Source organism: Plantibacter sp. M259 (genome assembly GCF_006065115.1).
In the GTDB taxonomy this organism is placed as follows: Bacteria; Actinomycetota; Actinomycetes; order Actinomycetales; family Microbacteriaceae; genus Plantibacter; species Plantibacter auratus.
Window position 1 is genome coordinate 1,023,468 of the sequence record NZ_CP040750.1, and the last position, 23,421, is coordinate 1,046,888.

The 23,421-nt window shown below is 72.1% G+C and carries 18 protein-coding genes; 7 read left to right on the forward strand and 11 right to left on the reverse strand.

Going from position 1 to position 23,421, the window contains the following annotated elements:
- Positions 1 to 6: 6 nt before the first annotated feature.
- The 4 genes from FGL15_RS04475 to FGL15_RS21425 all read right to left on the reverse strand — a co-directional run bounded on the left by FGL15_RS04475 (position 7) and on the right by FGL15_RS21425 (position 3,824).
- Positions 7 to 1,317: an extracellular solute-binding protein gene (locus FGL15_RS04475; RefSeq protein ID WP_138945119.1), complete on the reverse strand. Its 1,311-nt coding sequence runs from the start codon at positions 1,315 to 1,317 to the stop codon at positions 7 to 9.
- Positions 1,318 to 1,367: 50 nt separating this feature from the next.
- Positions 1,368 to 2,558, reverse strand: coding sequence for a Gfo/Idh/MocA family protein (locus FGL15_RS04480; RefSeq protein ID WP_240773791.1), 1,191 nt, complete (start codon positions 2,556 to 2,558; stop codon positions 1,368 to 1,370).
- 220 nt (positions 2,559 to 2,778) lie between these two features.
- Positions 2,779 to 3,291, reverse strand: coding sequence for a substrate-binding domain-containing protein (locus FGL15_RS21420; protein WP_370282052.1), 513 nt, complete (start codon positions 3,289 to 3,291; stop codon positions 2,779 to 2,781).
- Positions 3,240 to 3,824 (reverse strand): LacI family DNA-binding transcriptional regulator, encoded by a 585-nt coding sequence (locus FGL15_RS21425; RefSeq protein WP_370282053.1) that lies wholly within the window; start codon positions 3,822 to 3,824, stop codon positions 3,240 to 3,242. The genes FGL15_RS21420 and FGL15_RS21425 overlap by 52 nt, the downstream gene beginning before the upstream one ends.
- A 187-nt stretch (positions 3,825 to 4,011) precedes the next feature.
- Between FGL15_RS21425 and xylA the strand changes: the two genes are divergently transcribed.
- From xylA to FGL15_RS04500, 3 genes are all read left to right on the forward strand, one after another.
- Positions 4,012 to 5,202 carry a xylose isomerase gene (gene xylA, locus FGL15_RS04490; protein WP_064295008.1) on the forward strand — a complete coding sequence of 397 codons (1,191 nt, stop codon included), beginning with the start codon at positions 4,012 to 4,014 and terminating at the stop codon, positions 5,200 to 5,202.
- A gap of 130 nt (positions 5,203 to 5,332) precedes the next feature.
- Positions 5,333 to 6,766 carry a xylulokinase gene (xylB, locus tag FGL15_RS04495; protein WP_138945120.1) on the forward strand — a complete coding sequence of 478 codons (1,434 nt, stop codon included), beginning with the start codon at positions 5,333 to 5,335 and terminating at the stop codon, positions 6,764 to 6,766.
- Between the two features lie 714 nt (positions 6,767 to 7,480).
- Positions 7,481 to 8,524, forward strand: coding sequence for an NADPH:quinone reductase (locus FGL15_RS04500; RefSeq protein WP_138945121.1), 1,044 nt, complete (start codon positions 7,481 to 7,483; stop codon positions 8,522 to 8,524).
- 42 nt (positions 8,525 to 8,566) lie between these two features.
- Here the strand turns inward: FGL15_RS04500 and FGL15_RS04505 are convergent, their stop codons facing one another.
- Genes FGL15_RS04505 through FGL15_RS04520 form a run of 4 tightly spaced genes read right to left on the reverse strand, consistent with a single transcriptional unit; the run spans position 8,567 to position 13,920 of the window.
- Complete coding sequence (locus FGL15_RS04505; protein WP_138945122.1) at positions 8,567 to 9,679, reverse strand: glycerate kinase; 1,113 nt, start codon at positions 9,677 to 9,679, stop codon at positions 8,567 to 8,569.
- Between the two features lie 4 nt (positions 9,680 to 9,683).
- Positions 9,684 to 10,736 (reverse strand): Xaa-Pro peptidase family protein, encoded by a 1,053-nt coding sequence (locus FGL15_RS04510; RefSeq protein WP_240773793.1) that lies wholly within the window; start codon positions 10,734 to 10,736, stop codon positions 9,684 to 9,686.
- Complete coding sequence (locus FGL15_RS04515; RefSeq protein WP_138945123.1) at positions 10,733 to 11,893, reverse strand: Gfo/Idh/MocA family protein; 1,161 nt, start codon at positions 11,891 to 11,893, stop codon at positions 10,733 to 10,735. Before FGL15_RS04515 ends, FGL15_RS04510 begins: the two co-directional genes overlap by 4 nt.
- Entirely contained in the window at positions 11,890 to 13,920 is a 2,031-nt protein-coding gene (locus tag FGL15_RS04520; RefSeq protein ID WP_138945124.1) for a DUF6807 family protein, read from the reverse strand. Before FGL15_RS04520 ends, FGL15_RS04515 begins: the two co-directional genes overlap by 4 nt.
- A gap of 126 nt (positions 13,921 to 14,046) precedes the next feature.
- On the opposite strand from FGL15_RS04520, the gene FGL15_RS04525 reads away from it, so the two are divergent.
- The 4 genes from FGL15_RS04525 (at position 14,047) to FGL15_RS04540 (ending at position 18,800) form a co-directional block, all read left to right on the forward strand.
- Complete coding sequence (locus FGL15_RS04525) at positions 14,047 to 15,015, forward strand: NAD(P)-dependent oxidoreductase (RefSeq protein WP_138945125.1); 969 nt, start codon at positions 14,047 to 14,049, stop codon at positions 15,013 to 15,015.
- Between the two features lie 14 nt (positions 15,016 to 15,029).
- Positions 15,030 to 15,971, forward strand: coding sequence for a 5-dehydro-4-deoxyglucarate dehydratase (locus FGL15_RS04530; RefSeq protein ID WP_124769998.1), 942 nt, complete (start codon positions 15,030 to 15,032; stop codon positions 15,969 to 15,971).
- 2 nt (positions 15,972 to 15,973) lie between these two features.
- On the forward strand, positions 15,974 to 17,068 hold the full coding sequence (locus tag FGL15_RS04535; RefSeq protein WP_138945126.1) for a mandelate racemase/muconate lactonizing enzyme family protein: 1,095 nt from the start codon (positions 15,974 to 15,976) through the stop codon (positions 17,066 to 17,068).
- Between the two features lie 82 nt (positions 17,069 to 17,150).
- Positions 17,151 to 18,800 carry an aldehyde dehydrogenase (NADP(+)) gene (locus FGL15_RS04540; protein ID WP_138945127.1) on the forward strand — a complete coding sequence of 550 codons (1,650 nt, stop codon included), beginning with the start codon at positions 17,151 to 17,153 and terminating at the stop codon, positions 18,798 to 18,800.
- 760 nt (positions 18,801 to 19,560) lie between these two features.
- Here FGL15_RS04540 and FGL15_RS04545 read toward each other — a convergent pair.
- The 3 genes from FGL15_RS04545 to FGL15_RS04555 form a co-directional block, all read right to left on the reverse strand.
- Positions 19,561 to 20,793, reverse strand: coding sequence for an acetylesterase (locus FGL15_RS04545; protein ID WP_138945128.1), 1,233 nt, complete (start codon positions 20,791 to 20,793; stop codon positions 19,561 to 19,563).
- 251 nt (positions 20,794 to 21,044) lie between these two features.
- Positions 21,045 to 22,406 (reverse strand): Gfo/Idh/MocA family protein, encoded by a 1,362-nt coding sequence (locus FGL15_RS04550; protein WP_138945129.1) that lies wholly within the window; start codon positions 22,404 to 22,406, stop codon positions 21,045 to 21,047.
- Positions 22,403 to 23,413: a PmoA family protein gene (locus FGL15_RS04555; RefSeq protein WP_138945130.1), complete on the reverse strand. Its 1,011-nt coding sequence runs from the start codon at positions 23,411 to 23,413 to the stop codon at positions 22,403 to 22,405. The genes FGL15_RS04550 and FGL15_RS04555 overlap by 4 nt, the downstream gene beginning before the upstream one ends.
- Positions 23,414 to 23,421: the final 8 nt, after the last annotated feature.

The window sequence follows — 23,421 nt, forward strand, 5'->3', positions numbered from 1 at the left end:
GGGAGATCACTGTCCGATCGTCTTGTTCATGTCGTCGGAGAACTCCTGCGGGGTGATCTGCAGGTTGAACAGCTGGTCGAGGTTCGTCAGCAGCGCGGTCGCCTGTGCGGGCGGGAGCGCCTGGTCCCACGACATCTGGAAGTTCTTGGCGTTCTTCGTGAGGTCGTAGACGGTCGTGCCGAAGTCGCCGCCGGCGTCCGCGATCTGGTCGTCGATACCCGTGATCGGCGGCACCTGACCGGCCTCGACCATGCGGTCGATGTAGCCCTTGTCGAACACACCCTCGGTGAGGTACTTCAGCGCGCTGGCCTTCTGCTCCTTCGTCGCCGAGGCGGAGATGGAGAAGTACCCGGACGGGTTGCCGACGATGTTCGACGGGTCGCCCTTGCCACCGGTGACGGCGGGGAAGGTCGTGTAGCCGAGACCCTTCTCGGCGAACTCGGCCGCCTGCTGCTTGAAGGTCGTCATGACCCAGGCGCCCTGGAGCATCATGGCGGCCTTGCCCGTGTAGAGCAGGGCGACGTCGGCGTTGCTGTCGGCGGTGACCGAGGCGTAGCCGTCGACGAACGCGCCGGCCTTCACGAGCTCCTGGATCTTCTCGTTCGCCTCGATGATGCCGGGGTCACTCCACGCGTCGGCTTCACCGGCCATGATCTTGTTGAACGCCTCGGGTCCGGCGACGCGGTCGACGAGGTACTCCTCCCACATGAGCGACGGCCACTTCGAGGCACCCGCGAGCGAGAACGGGGCCACGCCCGCGGCCTTGAGCTTGGGGATGGCGTCGACGATCTCGTCGAAGTTCGTCGGGACCTCGACGCCGGCGGCCTTCAGGACGTCCTTGTTGTAATAGAACATGATCGGCGTGGTGGCGTTCATCGGCACCGCGTAGACCTTGTCGTCGATGACGCCCTGGTTCCAGACGGACTCGAGGAACTTGCCCTTCGCGTCCGCGGTCTCCGAGGTGATGTCGGCGACCTTGCCGGCGTCCACGTACGAGTTCAGGGTGCCGCCCGCCCAGCTGTAGATGATGGTCGGAGCGCTGCCTGCGCCGACCGCCGTGCGGATCTTGGTCTTGTAGGCGTCGTTCTGGAAGTAGGTCGCGGCGACCTGGCCGTCGGCGTTGGCGCCGTTCCACTCCTTGAGCGACGGGCCGAGGACGGTGTCCTCGTCGGTGCCGGTGAGGCCCCAGAGGGTGGCGCTGCCTCTCGGGGCGCCGCCGCCGCTGGAGCAGGCGGTCGCGCCGAGCATGAGTGCCGAGACGCCGAGGGCGACTGCGGCCAGTCGGGTCCGACGGCGGGATGAAGTACGAAGCGTCATTGCGTTCTCTCCTTGGTGGGTGCTGCTGCTGATGGTGCGATGGGGACGGATCAGTCGGTGGGCGTCCAGGCGCTGCCGTTCGCCGCGCTCGACTCGACGGCACGCAGGACCCGCTGGACCTGCAGCCCGTCGGCGAAGGACGGCTCGGGATCGGTGCCGGCGGTGATGGCCTGGACGAGGTCGCGCACCTGGTGCGAGAACGGGTGCTCGTAGCCGATACCGTGGCCGGTCGGCCACCAGGCGGCCATGTACGGGTGCTCCGGCTCGGTGACGACGATGCGCGTGAAGCCCTGCTTGCCGGCGGGAGCGGTGGCGTCGTACACCTCGAGCTCGTTCATCCGCTCGAGGTCGAAGGCGATGGCTCCGCGGGAGCCGCTCAGCTCGATGCGGAGTGCGTTCTTCCGGCCGGTCGCGTAGCGGGTGGCCTCGAAGGCACCGATCGCGCCGTCCGCGAGTCCGCCCGTGAGCTTCGCGGTGAACCAGGCGGCGTCGTCGACGGTGACCGCGCCGCGTTCCTCCGAGGCGGTCCCGCTCAGGCCGACGGTCTCGCCGAGGAGCGGTCGCTCGGTGACGAAGGTGGCGAGCGTCCCGCTGACGGTGTCGAGTCGGGCACCGGTCAGGTGCTGCACGAGGTCGATGGCGTGCGCGCCGATGTCGCCGAGCGAGCCGGAGCCGGCCTGGTCCTTGTCGAGGCGCCAGGTCATCGGACCCTCGGCGTCGCTCAGCCAGTCCTGGAGGTAGAGCGCGCGGATCTGGCGGACGTCGCCGAGCGCGCCCTCCGCGATGAGCTGGCGGGCGTACCCGATGGCGGGCACCCGACGGTAGCTGAAGCCGACCATGGAGCGGACGCCGCGGGCCCTCGCCGCCTCGGCCGCGGCGACCATCAGCTCCGCCTCCTCGACGCTGTTGGCGAGCGGCTTCTCGCAGAGGACGTGCTTGCCGGCTTCGAGGGCGGCGATCGCGATCTCGACGTGCGAGGAGCCGGGCGTGCAGACGTCGACGATGTCGATGGACGGGTCGGCGATGACGCTGCGCCAGTTCGTCGAGGCCGACTCCCAGCCGAACTTCACGCGGGCCGCCTCGAGCGCTTCGGGATTGCGGCCGACGATCGTCGCCATGACCGGTTCCGCGTCGAGGTCGAAGAAGCGCGGTGCGGTGCGCCAGGCCTGCGAGTGCGCGGCTCCCATGAAGCCGTATCCGATCATCGCGACCCGGAGTTCCGGCCGTCCGCTTCCCGCCATGTGCAACGCTCCCGAGCTGCTCGCGCAGCTGCGGCCCCGGGGTTCCGGATCGCTTCGCTGCGGTGCCCTGAAGCTAGCCCCGCCGCCTGTCAGCCCGCAACTTCCCTATCCCCGATTGGAAACTTTTCGCACCCGCCCACCATCCCCACCCCCTGCCCGCGAACTGTCACTCCGGCACAGTCCCGTCCGCCGGGACTAGCGGCGAGTGACAGTTCGCGGGCTACGGGGTGGGCGGGGCGGCGGTCGAACCCCGGACGACGAGGGAGGTGGCGAGGTCGAGGCGGATGTTGTCGACCGTCTCGGACCGGAGCTTGAGCACCAGGCGGGTGGCCTCCTCGGCCATCTCGATGAGCGGCTGCCGGATGGTCGTGAGGGCCGGACCGACCCACTTGGCCGGCGGGACGTCGTCGTACCCGACGACCGACAGCTGCTCCGGGATCGAGATCCCGAGCGAGCGCGCCGCCTCGTAGACGCCGAACGCCTGCATGTCGTTGCCGGCGAAGATGGCGGTCGGTCGGTCCTCGAGCTGCAGCAGTTCGAGCGCCAGGACGCGTCCGGCCTCTGGGATGAACTCACCGCGCCGCAGGATGGTCTCGTCGAGCGGGATCCCGGCCTCCTCGAGCGCGGACCGGTAACCCGAGACCCGCGCCCGCGAGCACATGAGGTCCTGCGGGCCCGAGATCAGGCCGATCCTGCGGTGTCCGAGCTCGATGAGGTGGCGCGTCGCGGCCATCCCCCGGACCAGTTCGTGGAGCCGATGGCGGCGACCTCCGGGCCCGGGTCCCCCGCCGGGTCGACCACGACGACCGGGATGTTGCGCGTGTGGAGTTGGCGCCGATACGCCGGGTCGATGTCCGAGAACACGAGGATGACCCCGACCGGCTTCCTCCCGATGATGCTCTCGACCCAGCCCTCGCCGGTCGAACGCCGGGCGCCCGTCTCGGTGAGGGTGACGCTCATGCCGTGCTGGCGCGCGACCTTCTCGACACCGCGGATGATCTCGAGCGACCAAGAGCTGTCGATGTACTCGAAGACGAGCTCGATGAGCGAGCCCTGCGCGAGCTCGGCACCGCGGCGACTGTAGCCGTGGCGGTCCAGCAGCCGCTCGACGATCTCCCGGGTGTCCGGCGACACCCCCGGCCGCCCGTTGAGCACCTTGGAGGCGGTCGACACCGACACGGAGGCCTCTCTGGCGATGCGCGACAGGGTCGCTCGCCCGCCACCTGCACCGGGTCCAGCGGTCTGCACCGCGGGGTCGTCGCTCATCCGAGTCCTCCGATCCCTCCCTGTCGGGCCGGACGGCCGTCTCTGCAGCGAGAAGTTCTGCCCATGCTAACGAAATATTTCGCGACACCCGACCGGTGACGCGAGGCCCACGATCTGCTAGTCTCGACTATAAGTTGTGATTAACAACAAATCATCCGCTCACCAACGACGTTGAAGGACTGCACGCATGAGCCTCACCCCCACCAAAGCCGATCGGTTCTCCTTCGGCCTCTGGACGATCGGCTACAACGGGACCGACCCGTTCGGTGGCCCCACCCGCCCCGACCTCGACGTGGTCGAGGCCGTCACCCGCCTGAACGACCTCGGCGCATACGGCCTCACCTTCCACGACGACGACCTCTTCGCCTTCGGCTCGACCGACGCCGAACGCCAGAAGCAGATCGACCGTCTCAAGCAGGCGCTCGCGGACACCGGCGTCATCGTGCCGATGGTGACCACCAACCTGTTCAGCGCGCCCGTCTTCAAGGACGGCGGCTTCACCTCGAACGACCGCGCCGTCCGTCGTTTCGCCCTGCGCAAGGTGCTCCGCAACCTCGACCTCGCCGCCGAGCTCGGGGCCAAGACCTTCGTCATGTGGGGCGGCCGCGAGGGCGCCGAGTACGACTCCGCGAAGGACGTGCAGGCGGCCCTCGAGCGCTACCGCGAAGCGGTCAACTTCCTCGGCGACTACGTCACCGACAAGGGCTACGACATCCGCTTCGCGATCGAGCCGAAGCCTAACGAGCCCCGTGGCGACATCCTGCTCCCGACGCTCGGCCACGCGATGGCGTTCATCGAGACCCTCGAGCGCCCGGAGCTCGTCGGCATCAACCCCGAGGTCGGCCACGAGCAGATGGCGGGCCTCAACTTCACGGCCGGCATCGCCCAGGCGCTCTACCAGGGCAAGCTCTACCACATCGACCTCAACGGACAGCGGGGCATCAAGTACGACCAGGACCTCGTCTTCGGTCACGGCGACCTGCAGAACGCGTTCTCGCTCGTCGACCTCCTCGAGCATGGTGGCGTGAACGGCGGCCCCGCGTACGACGGCCCGCGTCACTTCGATTACAAGCCGAGCCGCACCGAGGACATCACGGGCGTGTGGGACTCCGCAGCCGCCAACATGCGCATGTACCTGCTGCTCAAGGAGCGCGCCGAGGCGTTCCGCGCCGACCCCGAGGTGCAGGAGGCGCTGGCCGCCGCCCGCGTGCCCGAGCTGCGCGAGCCGACGCTCAACCCTGGCGAGACCGTCGAGCAGCTGCTCGCCGACCGCTCGTCGTACGAGGACTTCGACGCCGACGCCTACTTCGGCGGCAAGGGCTTCGGGTTCGTCCGCCTGCAGCAGCTGGCCGTCGACCACCTCATGGGTGCGCGCTAGCCACCACCCACGAACCTGGCGTTCCGTCTCCTGATCCGAGAGGATCGGGGGCGGAACGCCGTTCCGCGTTCCACCCCACCGCAGACCCGGCGGTCACCCGACCGCCCCACCACCGAGAACAGGGAGAGCGATGACGCTCGTCGCCGGCATCGATTCGTCCACCCAGAGCTGCAAGGTCGTCATCCGCGACGCCGAGACCGGAGCGCTCGTCCGCGAAGGACGCGCGGCGCACCCGGCCGGCACCGAGGTCGACCCGGCCGCGTGGTGGCAGGCGCTGCAGGAGGCCGCCGCCGCTGCGGGCGGGTTGGCCGATGTCGCCGCGGTGTCGGTCGCGGCCCAGCAGCACGGCATGGTCGCGCTCGACGTCGACGGACGCGTCATCCGTCCGGCGCTCCTCTGGAACGACACCCGGAGCGCGCAGGCCGCGACGGACCTCATCACGGAGTTCGGCGCTGCGGAGCTCGCCCAGCGGACCGGATGCGTCCCCGTCGCCTCCTTCACGATCACGAAGCTGCGCTGGCTGCGAGACGCCGAACCCGGGAACGCCGCCGAGGTCGCCGCCGTCGCGCTCCCCCACGACTGGCTGAGCTGGCGTCTGCGCGGGTTCGGTCCGGCCGACGAGAGCCCACTGGGCGCGGACCTCGCCGAGCTGACGACCGACCGCTCCGACGCCTCGGGCACCGGGTACTGGTCACCCGCCGACGGCGAGTACGACCGCGAGCTGCTCGTCGCAGCACTCGGCCACGATGCGATCCTGCCGCGCGTGCTCCCGCCGGAGGAGTCGGCCGGGACCGGTGTCGACGGTGGCCTCATCGGGACGGACACGGTCATCGGGGCGGGTGCCGGAGACAACGCGGGAGCCGCCCTCGGGCTCGGGGCGATGGCCGGCGATGTCGTCGTGTCGATCGGCACGAGCGGGACGGTTTTCGCCGTGACGCCGGCCGTGGTCCGCGACAGCTCGGGCACCGTCGCCGGGTTCGCCTCAGCCGACGGCGCGTTCCTGCCGCTCATCGCGACGCTCAACGCCGCCCGGATCCTCGACGCGGTGGCCGCGCTGCTCGGCGTCGACCACGCGGAACTCGGTCGACTCGCGCTCGAGGCCCCGGCCGGCGCACGCGGTCTCGTGCTGCAGCCGTACTTCGAGGGCGAGCGCACGCCGAACCGGCCGGACGCGACGGCGACCCTCTTCGGCATGACCCTGGAGTCGACGACGCGCGAGGGCCTCGCCCGCGCGGCGATCGAGGGGCTGCTCTGCGGACTCGCGGACGGCCTCGACGCGGTGCTCGCGCAGGGCGTCACCGCGGAGCGCGTCCTCCTCATCGGTGGCGCGGCGCAGAACCCGGCGGTGCAGGCGATCGCGCGCGAGGTCTTCGACGTGCCGGTCGTCGTGCCGGCACCTGGGGAGTACGTCGCCGACGGCGCCGCGGTGCAGGCGGCCTGGGCGCTGAGTGGCACTCGCCCGGCGTGGGCTGCGGTGGGGGCCGGCGACGGCGCCGACCAGGCGGACGCGGTCGCTGCGGACACCTCCGGGATCGCGCGGGAGCAGTACGCCGCCCGAGCCTGAGCCGGCACCGGTCGCCGAGCGAACCTCTCCCGGTCACTGAGCCGACCTCTCCCGGTCACTGAGCCTGTCGAAGTGCCACACACCGGAGCCTCCCGACCTACAACGCTCCCCGGGGGCCCTTCGACAAGCTCAGGGAACGAGTACCCCCACCCCGGTCACGCGAGCCAGCCCCGGTCACCGAGCAACCCGCACCGGTCACTGAGCGAACATCCCCCGGTCACTGAGCCTGTCGAAGTGCCACACACCGAAGCCTCCGAACCGCAACGTCACCCCGGGGGCCCTTCGACAAGCTCAGGGAACGGATATCCCTTCCCTCGGTCACTGAGCGAACCCCTCCCGGTCACTGAGCCGACCCCTCCCGGTCACAGAGCCTGTCGAAGTGCCACACACCGAAGCCCCCGAACGGCGATGTCACCCCGGGGGCCCTTCGACAAGCTCAGGGAACGGGTATCCCTTCCCTCGGTCACTGAGCGAACCCCTCCCGGTCACTGAGCCGACCCCTCTCGGTCACTGAGCCTGTCGAAGTGCCACACGCAGAAGCCTCCCGAGACGCAACGTCACCCCGGGGGCCCTTCGACAAGCTCAGGGAACGGGCATCCCCTCCCCAGTCAGTGGGCCGACCCCTCCCGGTCTCTGAGCCGACCCCTCCCGGTCGCTGAGCCTGTCGACGTGCCACCGCGGAATCTTCCGCGGGGCGGAGACGTTGGCCCCGGTATGCGATCGATCGTCTACTCCACCAACGGTGACCCGTCCGTCCTCCACCTCGTCGAGCGCGAGCTCCCCGAGCCCGGCCCCGGCGAGGTCCGCGTCAAGCTCGCGTTCTCCGGCGTCAACCCGACCGACTGGAAGACCAGGCGCGGCGGCGGCCCCTCGGGTGGCATGCCCTTCCCCGAGGTCGTCCCGAACCTCGACGGCGCCGGCGTGATCGACGCGGTCGGCCCGGCCGCCGGCGATGCGGCGTCCACGACCACCTTCGCCGTCGGCGACCGCGTCTGGGTGTACCTCGCGGCGCACGAGAGCCCGCTGGGCACGGCCCAGGAGTTCACGGTGCAGCCCGTCTCCCGTGTGGTCCCCCTGCCCGACGCAGCATCCTTCGAACTCGGTGCCAGCCTCGGCGTCCCCGCGATGACCGCGCACCGCGCCCTCACCGTCGCGCAAGACGGCCCGACCCGCCTCTCCCCGGGTGCCCTCGACGGCCGGACGGTCCTCGTCCAGGGCGGCGCCGGTGCCGTCGGCAACGCCGCGATCCAGCTCGCCCGCTGGGCCGGTGCGACGGTGATCAGCACCATCAGCAGCGACGAGAAGGCCCGCCTCGCGACCGCCGCGGGAGCGCACCACGTCGTCAACTACCGCGAGGGCGACACTGCCGCGGCGATCCGCGAGGTGGCACCCGACGGCGTCGACCTCGTCGTGGAGGTCGCTATCGCGCAGAACCTCCCCCTCGACCAGGCGGTCCTCGCCCCGCGCGGCACGGTCGTCAGCTACGCCAACAACGGCGGTGACCAGATCACGCTCGACATCCGGCCGCACATGGGGCTCAACACTCGGCTCCAGTTCATGCTGCTCTACACGGTCGGCGACGCCGCGCTCCAGGCCGCCGCTGAGGACATCACCGCCGCGATCGAGGACGGCGCGCTCCACGTCGGTGAGGACCACGGTCTGGCGCTGACGGTGTTCCCGCTCGCCGAGACGGCCGCGGCCCACGCCGCCGTCGAGGACGACACGGTCGGGAAGGTCCTCATCGACGTCACCGCATGACGTACGTCACCGCATGACGTCCGTCACCGCCAGGTGAGGTGATCACGGGCGGTACTGGTTGGCCAGTGCCGCCCCTGCCGCACGCAGGTGGACGAGCGGTTCGGCCATCGCCGCCTCGACGCCGCCGGCCAGCTCCGTGAGCGAGGCCGCCGCGAGGAAGATGCCCTCGGTGGGTGCCTGGATCGCGCCGGCCACGAGCATGGTCCGGTCCGACGCCAGCCCGGCGACCCAGGAGGCGACTTTGCCGTCGGCCGTCTGGTCGTCGAAGCGGCCCTCGCCCGTGATCACGATCGACGCCGCGGCGGCCGCTTCCGGGAGGGCGATCGCCTCGCCGACACCGCGCGCGCCCGAGGTGGCGGTGGCGCCCCACAGGAGGAGGCCGTAGCCTGCACCGCCCGCGGCACCGGCACCGGGTTCGACCGCTGCGCGTTCCGCGCGACCCGTCCCGAACGCCTCCGCAGCGCGGCTCACGAACCGGGCCAGGTTGGCGTCGAGTGCCGCGACGTCGGAGGTGGTCGCACCCTTCTGCGGGCCGAAGACCGCAGCGGCACCGCGGTCACCGAGCAGCGGGTTGGTCACGTCGCTGAGGATGACCGCACCGTCCGGCGGCAGCGCGCGGAGTCCCGCGGTGTCGATGTCGCGGAGCGTCGCGAGTCCGGCGTTGCCGACAGCAGCCGATCCCCCGTCGGCGTCCAGCAGCCGTGCCCCGAGCGCGGTGAGCAGTCCCGCTCCGCCGTCCGTACTGGAGCTGCCGCCGATGGCGAGCAGCAGCCGTCGGACACCGTGGTCCAGCGCGGCCGCGATGGCCTCGCCGAAGCCGGCGGTGTGCGCCGCGAACGGCTGCAGCGGGTCGAGCAGGGTGAGACCGCTCGTCTGCGCCAGTTCCACGACCGCCGAGCCGTCGGGCAACTCGAGCCACTCGGCGACCACCGGGTCGCCGACCGGGCCGGTGACCGTGATCGGGTGCCGACGCGCGCCGGGTACGGCGGCCGCGAAGGCGTCGAGCGTGCCCTCGCCGCCGTCGGCCATGGGGAGCGACTGCAGGAGGTCATCGGGCCGGACGGTCCGCCACCCGTCGGCGATCGCCTCGGCGACCTCCGCGGCGGTCGCCGTGCCTTTGAAGGAATCCGGTGCGATGACGATGTGCCGGGTCATGTCTTCAGCCTCCCACGGTGGACGGGATCGGGTGGGCCGAGGCCGTGCTCGTCGTCAGCACCTCGATACCGTCCGGCGTGACCACGACGGTGTCCTCGACCTTCACGCCGGGGGCGGTCGGGTTCCAGGCGAAGGCCTGCCACGGCTGGACGACGTCGTTCGCCTCGGGCGTGGCGCGCGGGTCGCGTCCCGCATAGCCGGCGGCACCGCCCTGATGGTGCCTCGTCCACTCGTCGGCGTCGAAGCCCTGCTCCGCGTAGGCCGCACTCCCCGCCCGGAGGATGTCGGCGAGCGAGGCACCCGGCACGGTGGCGTCGAGATAGGCGCGTTCGACGGCCCGGATGCACTGCATGTCCGTGGCGAACGGCTCAGCCGGGGTGCCGCCCTCGTCGAACCACCGCGTGAGGTTCACGATGAGCCCGTCGCGGCGGCCGCAGGCGACGAGCATGGCCCGGGAACCGAGCCGCCCCTCGGTCGGCAGCGGGTGCCGGTGGGCGAGTCTGCCCTCCCCGGCGACGAGGAGGACGAGCGGGTCGATACCGGCTGCGACGAGGCGCCCGGCGAGGTCCGCAGCGACCGCGCGTTCCGTCCGGGCGGGGTCGAGCTCGTCGACGAGCGTCTCGAGCGCCGACGTCGTCTCCCGCCCGAGCGAACGGAAGCGCGCGAGTTCGGCCGGGAGGAGCGACGCACGTGCGGCGCGCAGCTCGGCGGCGACGTCCGCCTCCTGCAGCACCCCGTCCCCACTCGGCAGCACCGCGTCGATCGGCGTGTGCCACGGCACCGTCCGAACGCGGATGTCGGGCAGCTCCTCGGCCTGCAGCCGGTCTACCTCGTTGGAGGTCGCGACGAGCCACGCGTCGCCCGGCGAGACCACGACCGCGACGATCGGGTCGGCCGCGAGGCTCACGTGGACGCGCGAGCCGTCGAGGTACCAGCTGACCGCTGCGGCGGACCGCAGCACGATCGTGCCTGCTCCGCGGGCGTCCAGGAGCGACACGAGTCGGGCGTGTTTGCGACGGCGGTCGTCCTCGTCCGGCCCGGGCCGCTCGTGGTTCATCGCCGGGCCCAATCGGTCCCGAGCTCGGCGAAGGTGCTGCCGGAGGCGGCCGCTTCCGCGACGAGCTCCTCGATCCTCGGAATGACGGGGCGGCGCTCGTCGCCCGCCCCGAGCCACTCGACGAGATCAGCGGGGATGCGGTGTGGCGCTGGGGCCGACCGGACCGCGTCGAGGACGGCGGTGAAGGCGGACGCGTCGGCCAGGGAGCTGACGAGTGCGGCATCCTCACCAGCCCGGACCGCCTCGCGCGCGCGGAGGAGGTCGGGGAGCAGGTCGGTCCGGCCCGTCGTCCAGCGTCGCAGGGTGACGCCGTCGACGACCAGCTCGACCTCGTCGCGTGTGTAGTGGAACCGGATCGAGCCGAGCTCTCCGTGGACCGTGACCACCGGGTCGGTCGTCTCCTGTGCGCACAGGGTGAGCGCCGCGGTCATGATCGGACCGCGCTGTGGGGTGATGCGGACGACCGAGGTGTCGTCGGCCTCGATGTCGTTCGCCCGGTACTGATCGAGGTCGATGGTGGCGATCGCCGCGCGGTCGGTCGTGCCGCCGAGCCGGAGCATGGTCTGGACCGCGTGCGCGAAGGGGTTGGTGACGACACCGTCCACGACGGGTGTGCCGTCGAGCGTGCGCCTGCCAGACCACGCGGCACGCGTCCAATACCCGACGGTGCGGACCCAGGTGCCCCTCGCCTCGAGCGCCGTCACGGCCCCGATCTCCCCGCCGGTGACGACGTTGGCGATCTCGTCGATCGCGTGCGACCCGAGGCTCTGGAACCCGACCTGCACGAGCCCGCCGGTCCGGGCGGCGGTGGCCTGCAGCCGGTCGAGTTCGTCGTTCGAGGTCACCGGGGGCTTCTCGAGCAGGACGTCGGCGCCGTGCTCGAGTGCGGCGACGGCGAGGTCCAGGTGCGTGTGGATCGGGGTCGAGAGGATGACCACGTCCACCCGCCCGGCGGCGAAGCACTCCTCGAGCGAGTCGCAGAGCGGTGCGTCCCCGGCTGCGCGGTCCTCCTCGGTGAAGGTCCGGTCGACGAGGCCGACGAGGCGGATCGCGCCGGTCGCGGCGAGCGCCCTGGCTGCCGCCACGTGGCTGGCGCCATGGCCGTGGATCCCGACGACCACGACGGTCGGGGCGGTGGGGTGGTCGGTGCTGGTCATACGTCACTCCCTGTGCTGCGCGGTTCAGTGCTGCGCGGTTCGGTGCGGCGTTCCTCGGCAGTGAGGAGCGCGCGGTGGATGGCGTCCGCCTGCTCCGCGTCCAGGGTGCCGTCGATGACGACCGCCTCCAGACCGGTGACGAGCGGGGTGTCGGCGGTGATGGTGGTGCGGCTGGTGGCGGCGAGCGAGACCCCGATGCCCGGGTACTCGGCCGCACGGAGGAACCAGGGGAAGGCGTTCGCTGCTGGCTGGCGGAACAGGACGGTCGTGGGGCGTCGAGCCGGCGTCGGGGCGGGCTCGGCAGCGTCACCCGTCTCCGGGTCGACGCTCCCGTCGGCGTCGGCGTCGAGGACGAAGGCGACCCAGGACGCACGCGAGCCGTGCGCGGTCGACTCCCCTGGCCCGTCCGCGCTGAGGACGGACCGGTGGGCGCCCGCGGGCAACCGCCAGAACCATCCGCCGTACCCTGCGCCTTCACGACCGTTCGTGGCCGGCGACCCGATCGTCGCCGTCGATCCCGTCGCACGGAGGACGCTGGAGACGGCGACGCGGAGCGCCGACCTCCCGCTGCCGACGCCGGGCACGGCGAACTCCTCGACGACCGTGCTGCGCGACTCCCGCAGCTGCGTCGTCCCGTCGCGCCCGACCCAGTCGAGGGACTGACGCAGCACACCCGCGTCCACCTCGGTCTCAGTGACGCGCTGGACACCGTGGTTGTCGAGCATCGTCGACCCCTGTCCGGCGACGTAGGTGCGACCGCCCCAGTAGGAGACGCCGTCGACGTCGGCGACGGCCATCGAGAGACCGACATGGTGGGGGTGGTCGTCGGGAGCGGATTCCGTGACGACGGTCCCGCCGAGCGAGGTGACGGGGTGTGCGAACGGTCGCGGGGCGTCGGTCGGTTCGAGGCCGCTGCCGTCGTGGAGGACGAGGACGTCGCGGTCGCCGAGCCGGGCGGTCAGCTCCGGCGAGATGGGGTGGTGTTCGGTTCCGCGCCAGACCGGTGGACTTGCGGGCGGGCGGGCGGCGGTGCTCTCCCGGGCGACGAACCGGGGCCGGAAGACGAGCGGGTGTCCACCCTCCGCGCCGCCGATGGTGTCGCGCAGTCTGGTCCACGCCTCGGCGCCGAGCTCGCGTCGCGGAACGGACACCGTACTGAGCGCCGGCACCGCGAACGCCGCGAACGGGATGTCATCGAAGCCGACCACACTGAGCGCCGAGGGGACGGACACACCGGCACCGCGGAGCGCCGAGACGAGCCCGAGGGCGACGAGGTCGTTGAAGGCGACGACGGCGGTCGCGTCGTGCTGCGCCACCGTGTCGACGACCGCGGCGCCGTCCACCAGCGCTGACCCGGCCGGCACGATGTCGATGGAGAGGTCGTCGTGGTCCGAGCGTGCGCGGGCGATGCCGACCCGTCGGAGGCGATCGCCCTGGCTCGCGGTGGGCCCCGCGAGGTACAGGATGCGTCGGTGCCCGAGGGCGTGCAGCTCGGCGAGCACCTGCTCCATGCCACTGGCGTAGTCGATGGACACCGACGGCACGGGCGAGTCGGCGAGCTCGCGGTTGACGAGCACGACCGGGTGGAGTTCGGCGAGCAGCGCTCGAAGCTCCGGTTCGGCCAGGCGGGGTGAGCAGAGGACGATCGCGTCGCAGCGACGACGGGCTTCGCGGGCCGCCGCCGCTTCGTCGGCCGGGTCCTCCTCGGTGTCGGTCACGAGGACGCGGTAGCCGTCGGCCGCCGCGGCCCGGGTGACCCCGCGCAGGATCTCCTGGAACATCGGGTTCTCGAGGTCGGGCACGACGACGCCGATGGTGTTCGTGCGGCCGAGCGACAGGCTTCGGGCGAGCATGCTCGGGCGGTACCCGAGGGCGTCCACCGCGGCGAGGACGCGGTCGGCGATCGTCGCGTCGACGGTCGCCTTGCCGTTGAGCACGCGCGACACGGTGGCCTTCGAGACGCCCGCCTGCTCGGCGACGTCGGAGATCGTCGGTGTCGGTCCAGCGCTGGGGAACCGGTTGCTCATACGTCCTCGTTCAACTCGTCACAGGTGGTGCCGTCATCAATCATCCTATAGGCTCGCCCTGAGAAACCGGTTTCCAGGTTGGCGCGGTCGACCTGGTCGACCCGGACGTGGTCAGAGAGGACACCGATGCGCATCATCGTCACCGGCGGCGCAGGACGACTCGGACGGAGCGTCGCGAGCGCCCTCGCCGAAGCAGCCCACGAGGTCGTCTCCGTCGATCGGACCGACCCCGGACTCCCCGGCGTCGAGGGCCGGACCGCCGACCTCCTCGACCACGACGCCACCCACGAGCTCTTCGCCACCCTGCGGCCCGACGCCGTCGTGCACCTGGCGGCGATCGCCGTGCCCTTCAGCGCGCCGGAGCACGTCATCCTGTCGACCAACCAGACGCTCGCCTTCACCGCCCTCACCGCCGGGATCGCCGCCGGGGCGACCAGGCTGCTGGCCGCGAGCAGCCCGACCGTCATCGGCTACGGCGCCCCGCACGGTTGGACGCCCGAGGCGCTCCCCATCACCGAGGAGCACCGGGTCGCCCCATGGAACGCCTATGCGCTGTCGAAGGTCGCGATCGAGTCGACGGTCGCGATGCTCGCCCGAGCCCACGGCGACGCCGTCGTGACCGGCGCGTTCCGGCCGTGCTTCGTCGTCTCCCCGGAGGAGTGGGAGGGGGCGCCGACGCAGCAGGGGCACACCATCGTCGACCGGCTCGCCGATCCCGCACTCGCGGCCGTCTCCCTGTACAACTACGTGGACGCGCGCGACGCCGGCCGGTTCGTCGCCGCCTGGATCGATCGTGCGGAGGCCCGGCACTCCGGTGAGGTGTACTTCGTCGGCGCCGACGACGCCCTGGCCCTCGCACCCTTGTCCACCCTGCTGCCCGCGCAGGTCCCGAACACCGCCGGATCCGCCGACGGGCTCGTCGACCGAGCCGCCGCCTTCAGCAGCGCGAAAGCCACCGCCCACCTCGGGTGGCGACCGGAGCACGACTGGCGATCGGCACTCAGCCCCGCCGAGGCGGCCCGGCTCACCGATCTGCTCGCCGCCGACACCGGCCGGCCGGCCACCACTCCTGTTCCAGCCCCAGCCCCACGATGACGAGGACCTCCACCATGCCAGCACCACTCGCCTTCGACGGCGTCCTGTACTTCCCGATCACCCCCTTCGACGCCGCGGGCGAGGTCGACCTTGGGCTCCTCGGCACCCACCTCGAGTCGCGACTCGAACACCGGCCCGGTGGGGTGTTCCCCGCCTGCGGCACCGGCGAGCTGCACGCGATGTCGCCGTCGGAGGCCGCCCGCGTCGTCCGGCGGACCGTCGAGGTCGTCGACGGCGCCGTCCCGGTCATCGGTGGCGCCGGAGGAGGCGTGGCGACCGCCAAGGAGCTCGCCGTGGCGGCCGAAGAGGCGGGAGCCGACGCGATCCTGCTCATGCCGCCGTACCTCGTCTCCGGGCCGGCGGCCGGTCTGCAGGCGTACGTCGAGGACGTCCTCTCGGCGACGAGCCTCCCGGCGATCGTCTACCACCGGAACAACGCCCGGTACACGACGGCGACGATGCGCCACCTCGCGCGCAACCCGCAGGTCGTCGGATTCAAGGACGGCGTCGGCGACGTCGCGGCCGCACAGGACATCGTGCTGGCGGTGCACGAGGAGGGACGCGACGATTTCGCCTTCTTCAACGGCCTCCTCACCGCCGAGCTCACGCAGGCCGCCTATCGCGGCATCGGCATCCCGCTCTACTCCTCGGCCGTCTTCGCCATGCTGCCGGAGCTCGCGACGCTGTTCTACCGCGCGTACACCGAGCACGACGAGCCGCTCCGCGAGCGCCTGCTCCGCGAGTTCTACCGGCCGCTGGTCGCCCTCCGCGACGAGACCCCCGGCTTCGCCGTGTCACTCATCAAGGCCGGGGTGCGGCTCGGCGGTCTGCCGGTCGGTTCCGTGCGGTCGCCCTTCGTCGATCCGACCCCCGAGCAGACCGACCGCCTGGAGGCACTCCTCGCGACCGGTGCCGACCTCGTCGCCGAGCACGCGACCCTCGCCGCAGGACGCTGACGATGCCCGGGATCGACTCCATCACCACCTCGCTCGGGCGGTTCGCCATGCCGCGCCCCTGGGTGCCCGAGGCGCCGTGGCTGCATCTCATCCGCGTGGACGTCGTCGATGACGAGGGAGCGACCGGCTCGGGCTTCACGTGGACGCCGACGATCGGGGCCACGGCCATCCGCGCGCTGCTCGACGACGACATCACGGCCGCCGCCCTCGGAGCGACGACCGACCCCGAAGCGCTCTGGCCGCGGCTGTGGGCCCATCTGCACGAGGCCGGCGGTGGCGGGATCACCACGATCGCGCTCGCCGGGCTCGACACCGCACTCTGGGACCTCCGCGGGCGGCGGGCCGGTCTCGGGCTCCCCGACCTCCTCGGCCGTCGACGCGACACCGTCCGGGCGTACGGCAGTGGCGTGAACCTCCACCTCGACGCCGCCTCGCTCGCCGCGCAGGTCGAGCGGTGGATCGCGGCGGGCTACGACGCGGTCAAGATCAAGGTCGGCAAGCCCGACCTCGCCGAGGACGTCGACCGCGTGACGATGGTGCGGGAACTGCTCGGACCGGACCGCCGGCTCATGATCGACGCGAACCAGCGCTGGGACGTCGACCAAGCGGTCTCGTCTCTGGAACAGCTCGGCGTCGTCGACCCGGCGTGGATCGAGGAACCGCTGCGCTCGGACGACACCGCGGGGTACGAACGGCTGCGCCAGGCGACCGACATCCCGATCGCACTGGGCGAGAACGTGCACACGATCCACCGGTTCCGCGACCTCGTCGACCGTGGCGTCGCTGATGTCCTACAACCGAACGTGGTCCGCGTCGGCGGCATCACCCCCTTCCTCGCGATCGCCGCGCTCGTCGACGACGCCGGGCTGACGCTCGCCCCACACCTGCTCCCCGACCTCTCCGGTCAGCTCGCCCTCGCCCTCCAGCAGGTCACCGAGGTCGAGGACGTCGAGGACGCGGGCTTCGTCGCGATCGGCGCCGTCGACCCGCCCGGGCCGGTCACCATCGCGGAGGGCCTGGTGCAGGTCGAGCAGCGCCCCGGCCTCGGCTTCGTGATCCGCGATCGGATCGCCGAGACCGTCATCAACGCCCACTGACATTGTCTGATCGGCCGCCCGCCGGCCGACCAGACGCCCGGATCATCACCTGTCGCATCCGCATCCTCGAGGAGTCACCACCATGCACGACACCGACCACAGCACCGACACGATCGACCGCACCACCCCCGCCAGGGCGCGCACCGACGACTCGGACAGCGTCGGCGGCCGTATCGACGATACCGACGGCAGCGGCAACGGCAGCGCGGGCCACGGCGGCGACACCGTCACGACCGCCGGTCACACTGGCGACGCCGCGTCCGGCGCGGGCCGTGCCGCCGTTCCGACCGTCGACGAGGTCGCCGCGGCAGCAGCCGCGGCCTCCTCCGAGCTCGCGTCCACAGCGCCCACGACCCGCGCCGCCTGGCTCGAGGCCGTCGCCGACGCGCTCGACGCCCGGGTCGACGAGCTCGTCGCACTCGCCGACGAGGAGTCCCACCTCGGGACCGCGCGCCTCACGGGCGAGGTCGCGCGGACGACGGGCCAGCTGCGACTGTTCGCCGCAGTGCTCCGCGACGGGGCCTTCCTCGAGGTCGTCATCGACCACGCCGACGCCTCCGCCACCCCGCCCAAGCCGGAGCTGCGACGGATGCTCCGGCCGACGGGGCCGGTGGCGGTCTTCAGCGCGTCGAACTTCCCGTTCGCGTTCTCGGTGGCCGGCGGTGACACGGCGTCGGCGCTGGCGGCCGGATGTCCGGTCATCGTGAAGGCGCACTCCGCCCACCCGCGACTCTCCCGGCTGACCGCGACGATCGTCACCGAGGCGTTGCACACGGCGGGTGCCCCAGAGGGCACGTTCGCTCTCGTCGAGGGTCGTGAGCAGGGCACCGCCCTCGTGCAGCACCCGGCGATCACCGCGGTCGGGTTCACCGGCTCACTCGCCGGCGGGCGTGCCCTGTTCGACCTCGCGTCGCAGCGGCCGGCCCCGATCCCCTTCTACGGCGAGCTCGGCAGCACGAACCCGGTCGTCATCACCGAGGCCGCACTGCAGGGCGAGGCGGCGCATGACCTCGCTCGCGGGCTGGCGGCGTCCTTCACGCTCGGGGTGGGGCAGTTCTGCACGAACCCCGGCCTCGTCCTCGTGCCGAGCGGCAGCGGGTTCGCCGAGCTCGTCGCGCAGGCCGCGGCGGACACCGTCGCCGGGCGCATGCTGACGCCGGGCATCGCCGAGGCGTACGCAGCGGGCACCGCTCGCGCCGCCGGCCATCCCGGGGTGCGGACGCTCCTCGGCGGCGAGACGGCGAATGCGGATTCCGGCGTTCCGACCGTCCTCGCGACCACCGCCGCGACGGTGCTCGACGCCCCCGAGGTCCTGCTCGAGGAGATCTTCGGGCCGGCGACGCTCGTCATCGAGGTCGCGGACGACGCCGAGCTGCACGCGGTCCTGGCCGAGGTCGATGGCGCGCTCACCGCGACCGTGCACGCGGCGCCCGGTGGGGACATCGCCGGTCTCGTGTCGCGGCTCGAGCCGATCGCCGGCCGGGTGCTCTTCGGTGGCTGGCCGACGGGTGTCGCGGTCGGCTGGGCACAGCACCACGGCGGACCGTGGCCGGCGACGACCTCGCTCCACACCTCGGTGGGTGCGTCGGCAGTGCGCCGCTTCCAGCGTCCGATCGTCTACCAGGACGCACCCGAGCGCGTGCTCCCCGAGGCCCTGCACGAAGCGAACCCGCTCGGTCTCCCCCGCCGCGTCGACGGCGCCCTCGAACTCCCCGTCCCAGCCCGCGCCTGACCAGCGTCCTGTCCGTCCCCAACTCAGGACTCCCCCGGCGTGCCGCCCCAGCCCAGCCCCGACACACCGGACACCTCCTGAGTTGGGGACACCCCACCGCCCACGTTCACAACTCAGGACGCGCCCGGCGCGCCGTGCGCCACAGCACCCGCCCCGGGCCTGACACACCGCACCCGTCCTGAATTGCGAACACCGTGACCACCGTCCCCAACTCAGGACTCCTCCGGCGCGCCGCCCCAGCCCAGCCCCGACACACCGGACGTCTCCTGAGTTGGGGACACCCCACCGCCTCCGTCCCCAACTCAGGACTCCCCCGGCGCGCCGTGCGCCACAGCACCCGCCCCGGGCCTGACACACCGCACCCGTCCTGAATTGCGAACACCGTGACCACCGTCCCCAACTCAGGACTCCCCCGGCGCGCCGCCCCAGTCCAGCCCCGACACACCGCGCATCTCCTGAGTTGGGGACACCCCACCGCCCACGTTCACAACTCAGGACACACCCGGCGCGCCACCCGCCCAACACCCGCCCCGGGCCCGACACACCGCACCCGTCCTGAATTGCGAACACCGTGACCACCGTCCCCAACTCAGGACTCCCCCGGCGCGCCGCCCCAGCCCAGCCCCGACACACCGGACATCTCCTGAGTTGGGGACACCCCACCGCCCACGTTCACAACTCAGGACACACCCGGCGCGCCACTCCGACCCAGCCCCGACACACCGGACGTCTCCTGAGTTGGGGACGAAACCAGCGCCGGTCAGGCGAGGGCGGTGGCGAGCCAGGCGCGCAGCTCGGCCTGCATCGGTGCGGACCAGCGGTGCGGTTCGTCGTGGAAGGTGCCCGTGTAGGCCGAGCGCTCGGCACCGACCCGGTACCGCTCGGTGAGGATCGCGTGCGCATCACGCATGCCGGCCGGCTCGAAGAGTTCGTCGCGCTCGGCGTACTGGACGAGCAACGGCAGCCCGGGGCGCAGGGAGGCGAGCTCCGGCCAGTCGCCGACCCGCGACAGTCCCGGTGAGAGGAACGACCACGAGTGCTGATCGGCGTGCCCGTCGAGCACACCGTCGAAGGTCGACATCATCGCGACCACGCCGGCAGCGCGGATCCGGTCGTCCATGGCTGCGAGCAGAACGGCCCGGGCACCACCACCGGAGAGGCCGAAGCACGCGAGGGCTCCGGAACGGACTCCGGGCGCGGCCGCCAGCTGGTCGAGCGCGATGAGGTCGTCGCGGAGGATGAGACCGGCGAGCGAGGTGCCCAGGACGCCCAGCTCCTTCGCGAGCTGCGGCTCGTTGGCCGCCGCAAGGAGCTCGGACCGTTGCCCGGGCGACACCGCCGTGGCCTGCTCCCCGCGCTGCACAGCCGCGGCCCGACGACCGGCGAGCTGCAGATCGACGGTCCGATGGAAGCGTTCGGCGACGGCCTCGTCCGGGATCCGCCGGGATCCCCACCCGAACGCATCGTGCACGAGCACGGCGAACCCGTCGCGCGCGAGGTCGGATGCGACGGCGCGGCCTCCGTAGTAGCGGTAGCGGAACGCCCGCAGCTCCTCGCGCGCGACGGTCGACGTGGCAGGGACACCATCGGGTCCGTCCGCCAGTTTCTCCCGCCCGACGCGCGTGAACCCACCGTGGTCGTGCAGCGCAAGCGCGCCCGGGAGCACGCCCGTCTCGCCGGCCGGCCGCAGGAGCCACGCCGACGTCGGCGCACCGAACCCGGTCGACCAGCGGAGTTCGACCCCGTCGACGCCGTCACGGGTCCAGCTGCCGAGCTCCTCGGGCGGTTCGGGCTGCGCCGGTCGCGAGAGGACGCCGAGGACCTCGGTGAGGCGCGTGCGCGTGGCGTCGAGCGATCCGTCTGCGGTACTGACACCCCGGATCGACTCGCGGAACCGGGCGGCGAGCGCTCGCAGACCGGGGTCGCGCGCAGGTGGAGGTGTGACCGGTCGGGACCGCACCTCGACAGGCTCGGTGACCGGGACCTGGTCCACGACCGGGACGTGGCTAGCGATCGGGACGCCGACCGATGCGGGACCGTCCCGCAAGGCAGCATCCGGGACCGGGACCGACCCTGTCCGGGACCGAACCTCGCCAGGCTCGGCGACAGGGACAGACTCGGCGACCGGAACAGACTCACCGGCCGGGACAGACTCGGTGATCTGGGCGGGCTCGGTCACCGGCTCAGCGGCCGCGGTCGACCCGACGTCCGGGTCGGCGCCGGCGCCGGCATCCGGGCCGGAGCTCACGGCGCGATCGTCGCGACCGGACGCCCGGTCAGCAGCGACTCGTTCCCGGCGATGCCCACCGAGATCGCCCGGACGCCGTCGTCGTAGCCGGCGGGCCGTCCCAGTTCGTCCTCGGTGACGCGGTCGAAGAGGTGCCGCAGCAGGAACGCGTCGCCGCCGCCGTGTCCGCCGACGCCCTCGGGGATCTCGATCTCCCGGGCCTCCTCCCAGTGGCGTTGCAGCACGAGGCGTTCCCCGCGCGAGCGCACCGGCGTGACGGACGCAGCGCCGTCGGCGGTCCCTCCGTCGCCGCTCAGGCTCGGGTCGAGGACGACGCGCCCGTCGGCCCCCACGAGCACGGCGGCGCGCTCCACGACCTCGAGCTCGACCCTGCCCTCCGTCCCGTTGATGGCGACGCGATACCCCTCCCACGGCGCGTGGGCGTTCAGGGAGTAGCTGAGCGAGGCGCCACCGTCGTACTCGACGAGGACGGACAGGTTGTCCTCGATGTCGATCCCGGGGGAGAAGACGTCGCGGTCGCGCAGGTACCCGTCGTGCTGCTCGGCCCGCAGGTAGAGGGACTCGAGTCGCGGGTCGTCACGGAGGTCGAGGGCGAACGGGTCGGTCGATCGCCCGCGAGCCGCCGCCTCGGCGTCGTCCGGTACCGATCCACGCCCCGGACGCGCCGCGAGCCCGCGCTCGGCCGCGTTGGCGTCGCCATAGAAGCGGAGTCCTCCGGTGGCGTAGACGGACGCCGGCCGAGCCCCGATCCACCAGTTGACGAGGTCGAAGTGGTGCGACGCCTTGTGGATGAGGAGCCCGCCGGAGTGCTCCTTCTCGCGGTGCCAGCGACGGAAGTAGTCGGCGCCGTGCACGGTGTCGAGCACCCACTCGAAGTGCACGCTCGTCACCCGGCCGATCCCACCGTCCTGCACGATGCGGCGCAGCTCCGAGTTCCGCGGGCTGTAGCGGTAGTTGAAGGTCGTCACGACGTTCCGGCCGCTCTCGGCGACGGCCGCCGCGATCCGCTCGACGCCCGCACGGTCGATGGTGAGCGGCTTCTCGACGACGACGTCGGCACCAGCGAGGAGCGCGCGCGAGACGATCTCGGCGTGCGTGAAGTCGGGGGTCGTCACGATCACCCGGTCGACGCGCTGCTCGGCGATGAGCCGCTCGACGTCGTCGGGGCCGTACCGGGCGGGCAGCGGGACCCCCTGCTCGGCGAGGACCGCCTCGTAGTGGTCGAGCCGGCCTGGGTTGCTGTCGCTCCAGGCGACGAGCTCGGCGACGTCGGCGTGCGGGCCGGTGATGGCGTCGAGGTACATCTGCGAGCGGTGTCCGGTGCCGATGAGGGCGTAGCGTTCGCGGGTCGTGGTCATGCGCGTGGGTCCTTCCGGATCGATGCGGCGGGCGTGGTGATGGGCGCCCTGTCGTGGTGGTCGGCACGGCCAGAACGCGACCGTTCGAGCGCGTCGCGACCGGATGCGGCGAGCGCCGCGGCCCGGCCGTTCCCGGCTGCACCGTCGGCGACGACGACGGCGTAGCGGAACGCGAGGGTCTCGCCGGCTCCGAAGGGCAGTTCTTCACTGAAGAACGGGGCCGGGCACAGACCGGCGAACTCCTCGGTGCGCGCGAACCACTGCGGCGGGTGCGCGGGGTTCCGCACGTCGTCGACGATGACGATGCTCGACGCCGCGGCCGTTCCGTCGTGGAGGCCGGTGAACCCCATCCACGCGTGGCGGGTGCCGCGGAGCTCCTCGCCGCCGCTCCCGTCGGGGGTGTGGAGGGTGCCTCCGGTGAAGGATCGTGGGCCGCGCCAGAAGAGCCCGCCGTAGCCGGCGTTCTCCCGCCCCTTCGTCGTGGGCGACCCGATCGACAGGTCCCGGCCGGAGACGTTGCGCATCCGGGTCTCGAAGGTCAGCGTCCAGCCCCCGGCGGCCGGTCGCACCGTGAGCGCGCGCTCCTCGTCGACGACGTGCCGACCATCCTCGGTGTTCCACGCGAGCGTGTGCGCGAACCGCACCTCGTCCGGGTCGGCACGGACGTCCGTGACCGCGACGTGCTCGGAGCGGCCGTTGTTCGCGAGTTGTTCGTAGGCGGTCCCGGTGAAGGTCGGGCCGCCCCAGAAGTTGTCGTCGCCGACGTGCGGGAGGGCCCAGGCGATCCCGGTGTGCCAGACGTGGTCGTGCGGTCTGGCCAGGGTGACGAGCGCTCCGCCGGCGGTCCGCACCGGGTGGAGGTACGGCTTCGGCGATTCGAGCTGGACCGTGTCCGGTCGGTAGGTGTACCGCAGGATGTCGATCCCGTCGAGGTGCACGGTGATGGCCGAACCGACCTCGTGCGTCAGCGCGAGACCGGTCGGACGGGGGCGGTGTTCGGTCGTCACGGGATCCC

What these genes read in the sequence shown, in the direction of transcription:
- FGL15_RS04540 (WP_138945127.1), top strand. Translation starts at nt 17,151, where the DNA reads ATGCACGACACCGACCACAGCACCGACACGATCGACCGCACCACCCCC.
- FGL15_RS04475 (WP_138945119.1), bottom strand. Translation starts at nt 1,317, where the DNA reads ATGACGCTTCGTACTTCATCCCGCCGTCGGACCCGACTGGCCGCAGTC.
- FGL15_RS04520 (WP_138945124.1), bottom strand. Translation starts at nt 13,920, where the DNA reads ATGAGCAACCGGTTCCCCAGCGCTGGACCGACACCGACGATCTCCGAC.
- xylA (WP_064295008.1), top strand. Translation starts at nt 4,012, where the DNA reads ATGAGCCTCACCCCCACCAAAGCCGATCGGTTCTCCTTCGGCCTCTGG.
- FGL15_RS04535 (WP_138945126.1), top strand. Translation starts at nt 15,974, where the DNA reads ATGCCCGGGATCGACTCCATCACCACCTCGCTCGGGCGGTTCGCCATG.
- FGL15_RS04505 (WP_138945122.1), bottom strand. Translation starts at nt 9,679, where the DNA reads ATGACCCGGCACATCGTCATCGCACCGGATTCCTTCAAAGGCACGGCG.
- FGL15_RS04525 (WP_138945125.1), top strand. Translation starts at nt 14,047, where the DNA reads ATGCGCATCATCGTCACCGGCGGCGCAGGACGACTCGGACGGAGCGTC.
- FGL15_RS04550 (WP_138945129.1), bottom strand. Translation starts at nt 22,406, where the DNA reads ATGACCACGACCCGCGAACGCTACGCCCTCATCGGCACCGGACACCGC.
- FGL15_RS04500 (WP_138945121.1), top strand. Translation starts at nt 7,481, where the DNA reads ATGCGATCGATCGTCTACTCCACCAACGGTGACCCGTCCGTCCTCCAC.
- FGL15_RS21420 (WP_370282052.1), bottom strand. Translation starts at nt 3,291, where the DNA reads ATGGCCGCGACGCGCCACCTCATCGAGCTCGGACACCGCAGGATCGGC.
- FGL15_RS04480 (WP_240773791.1), bottom strand. Translation starts at nt 2,558, where the DNA reads ATGGCGGGAAGCGGACGGCCGGAACTCCGGGTCGCGATGATCGGATAC.
- FGL15_RS04515 (WP_138945123.1), bottom strand. Translation starts at nt 11,893, where the DNA reads ATGACCAGCACCGACCACCCCACCGCCCCGACCGTCGTGGTCGTCGGG.
- FGL15_RS04530 (WP_124769998.1), top strand. Translation starts at nt 15,030, where the DNA reads ATGCCAGCACCACTCGCCTTCGACGGCGTCCTGTACTTCCCGATCACC.
- FGL15_RS21425 (WP_370282053.1), bottom strand. Translation starts at nt 3,824, where the DNA reads ATGAGCGACGACCCCGCGGTGCAGACCGCTGGACCCGGTGCAGGTGGC.
- FGL15_RS04510 (WP_240773793.1), bottom strand. Translation starts at nt 10,736, where the DNA reads ATGAACCACGAGCGGCCCGGGCCGGACGAGGACGACCGCCGTCGCAAA.
- xylB (WP_138945120.1), top strand. Translation starts at nt 5,333, where the DNA reads ATGACGCTCGTCGCCGGCATCGATTCGTCCACCCAGAGCTGCAAGGTC.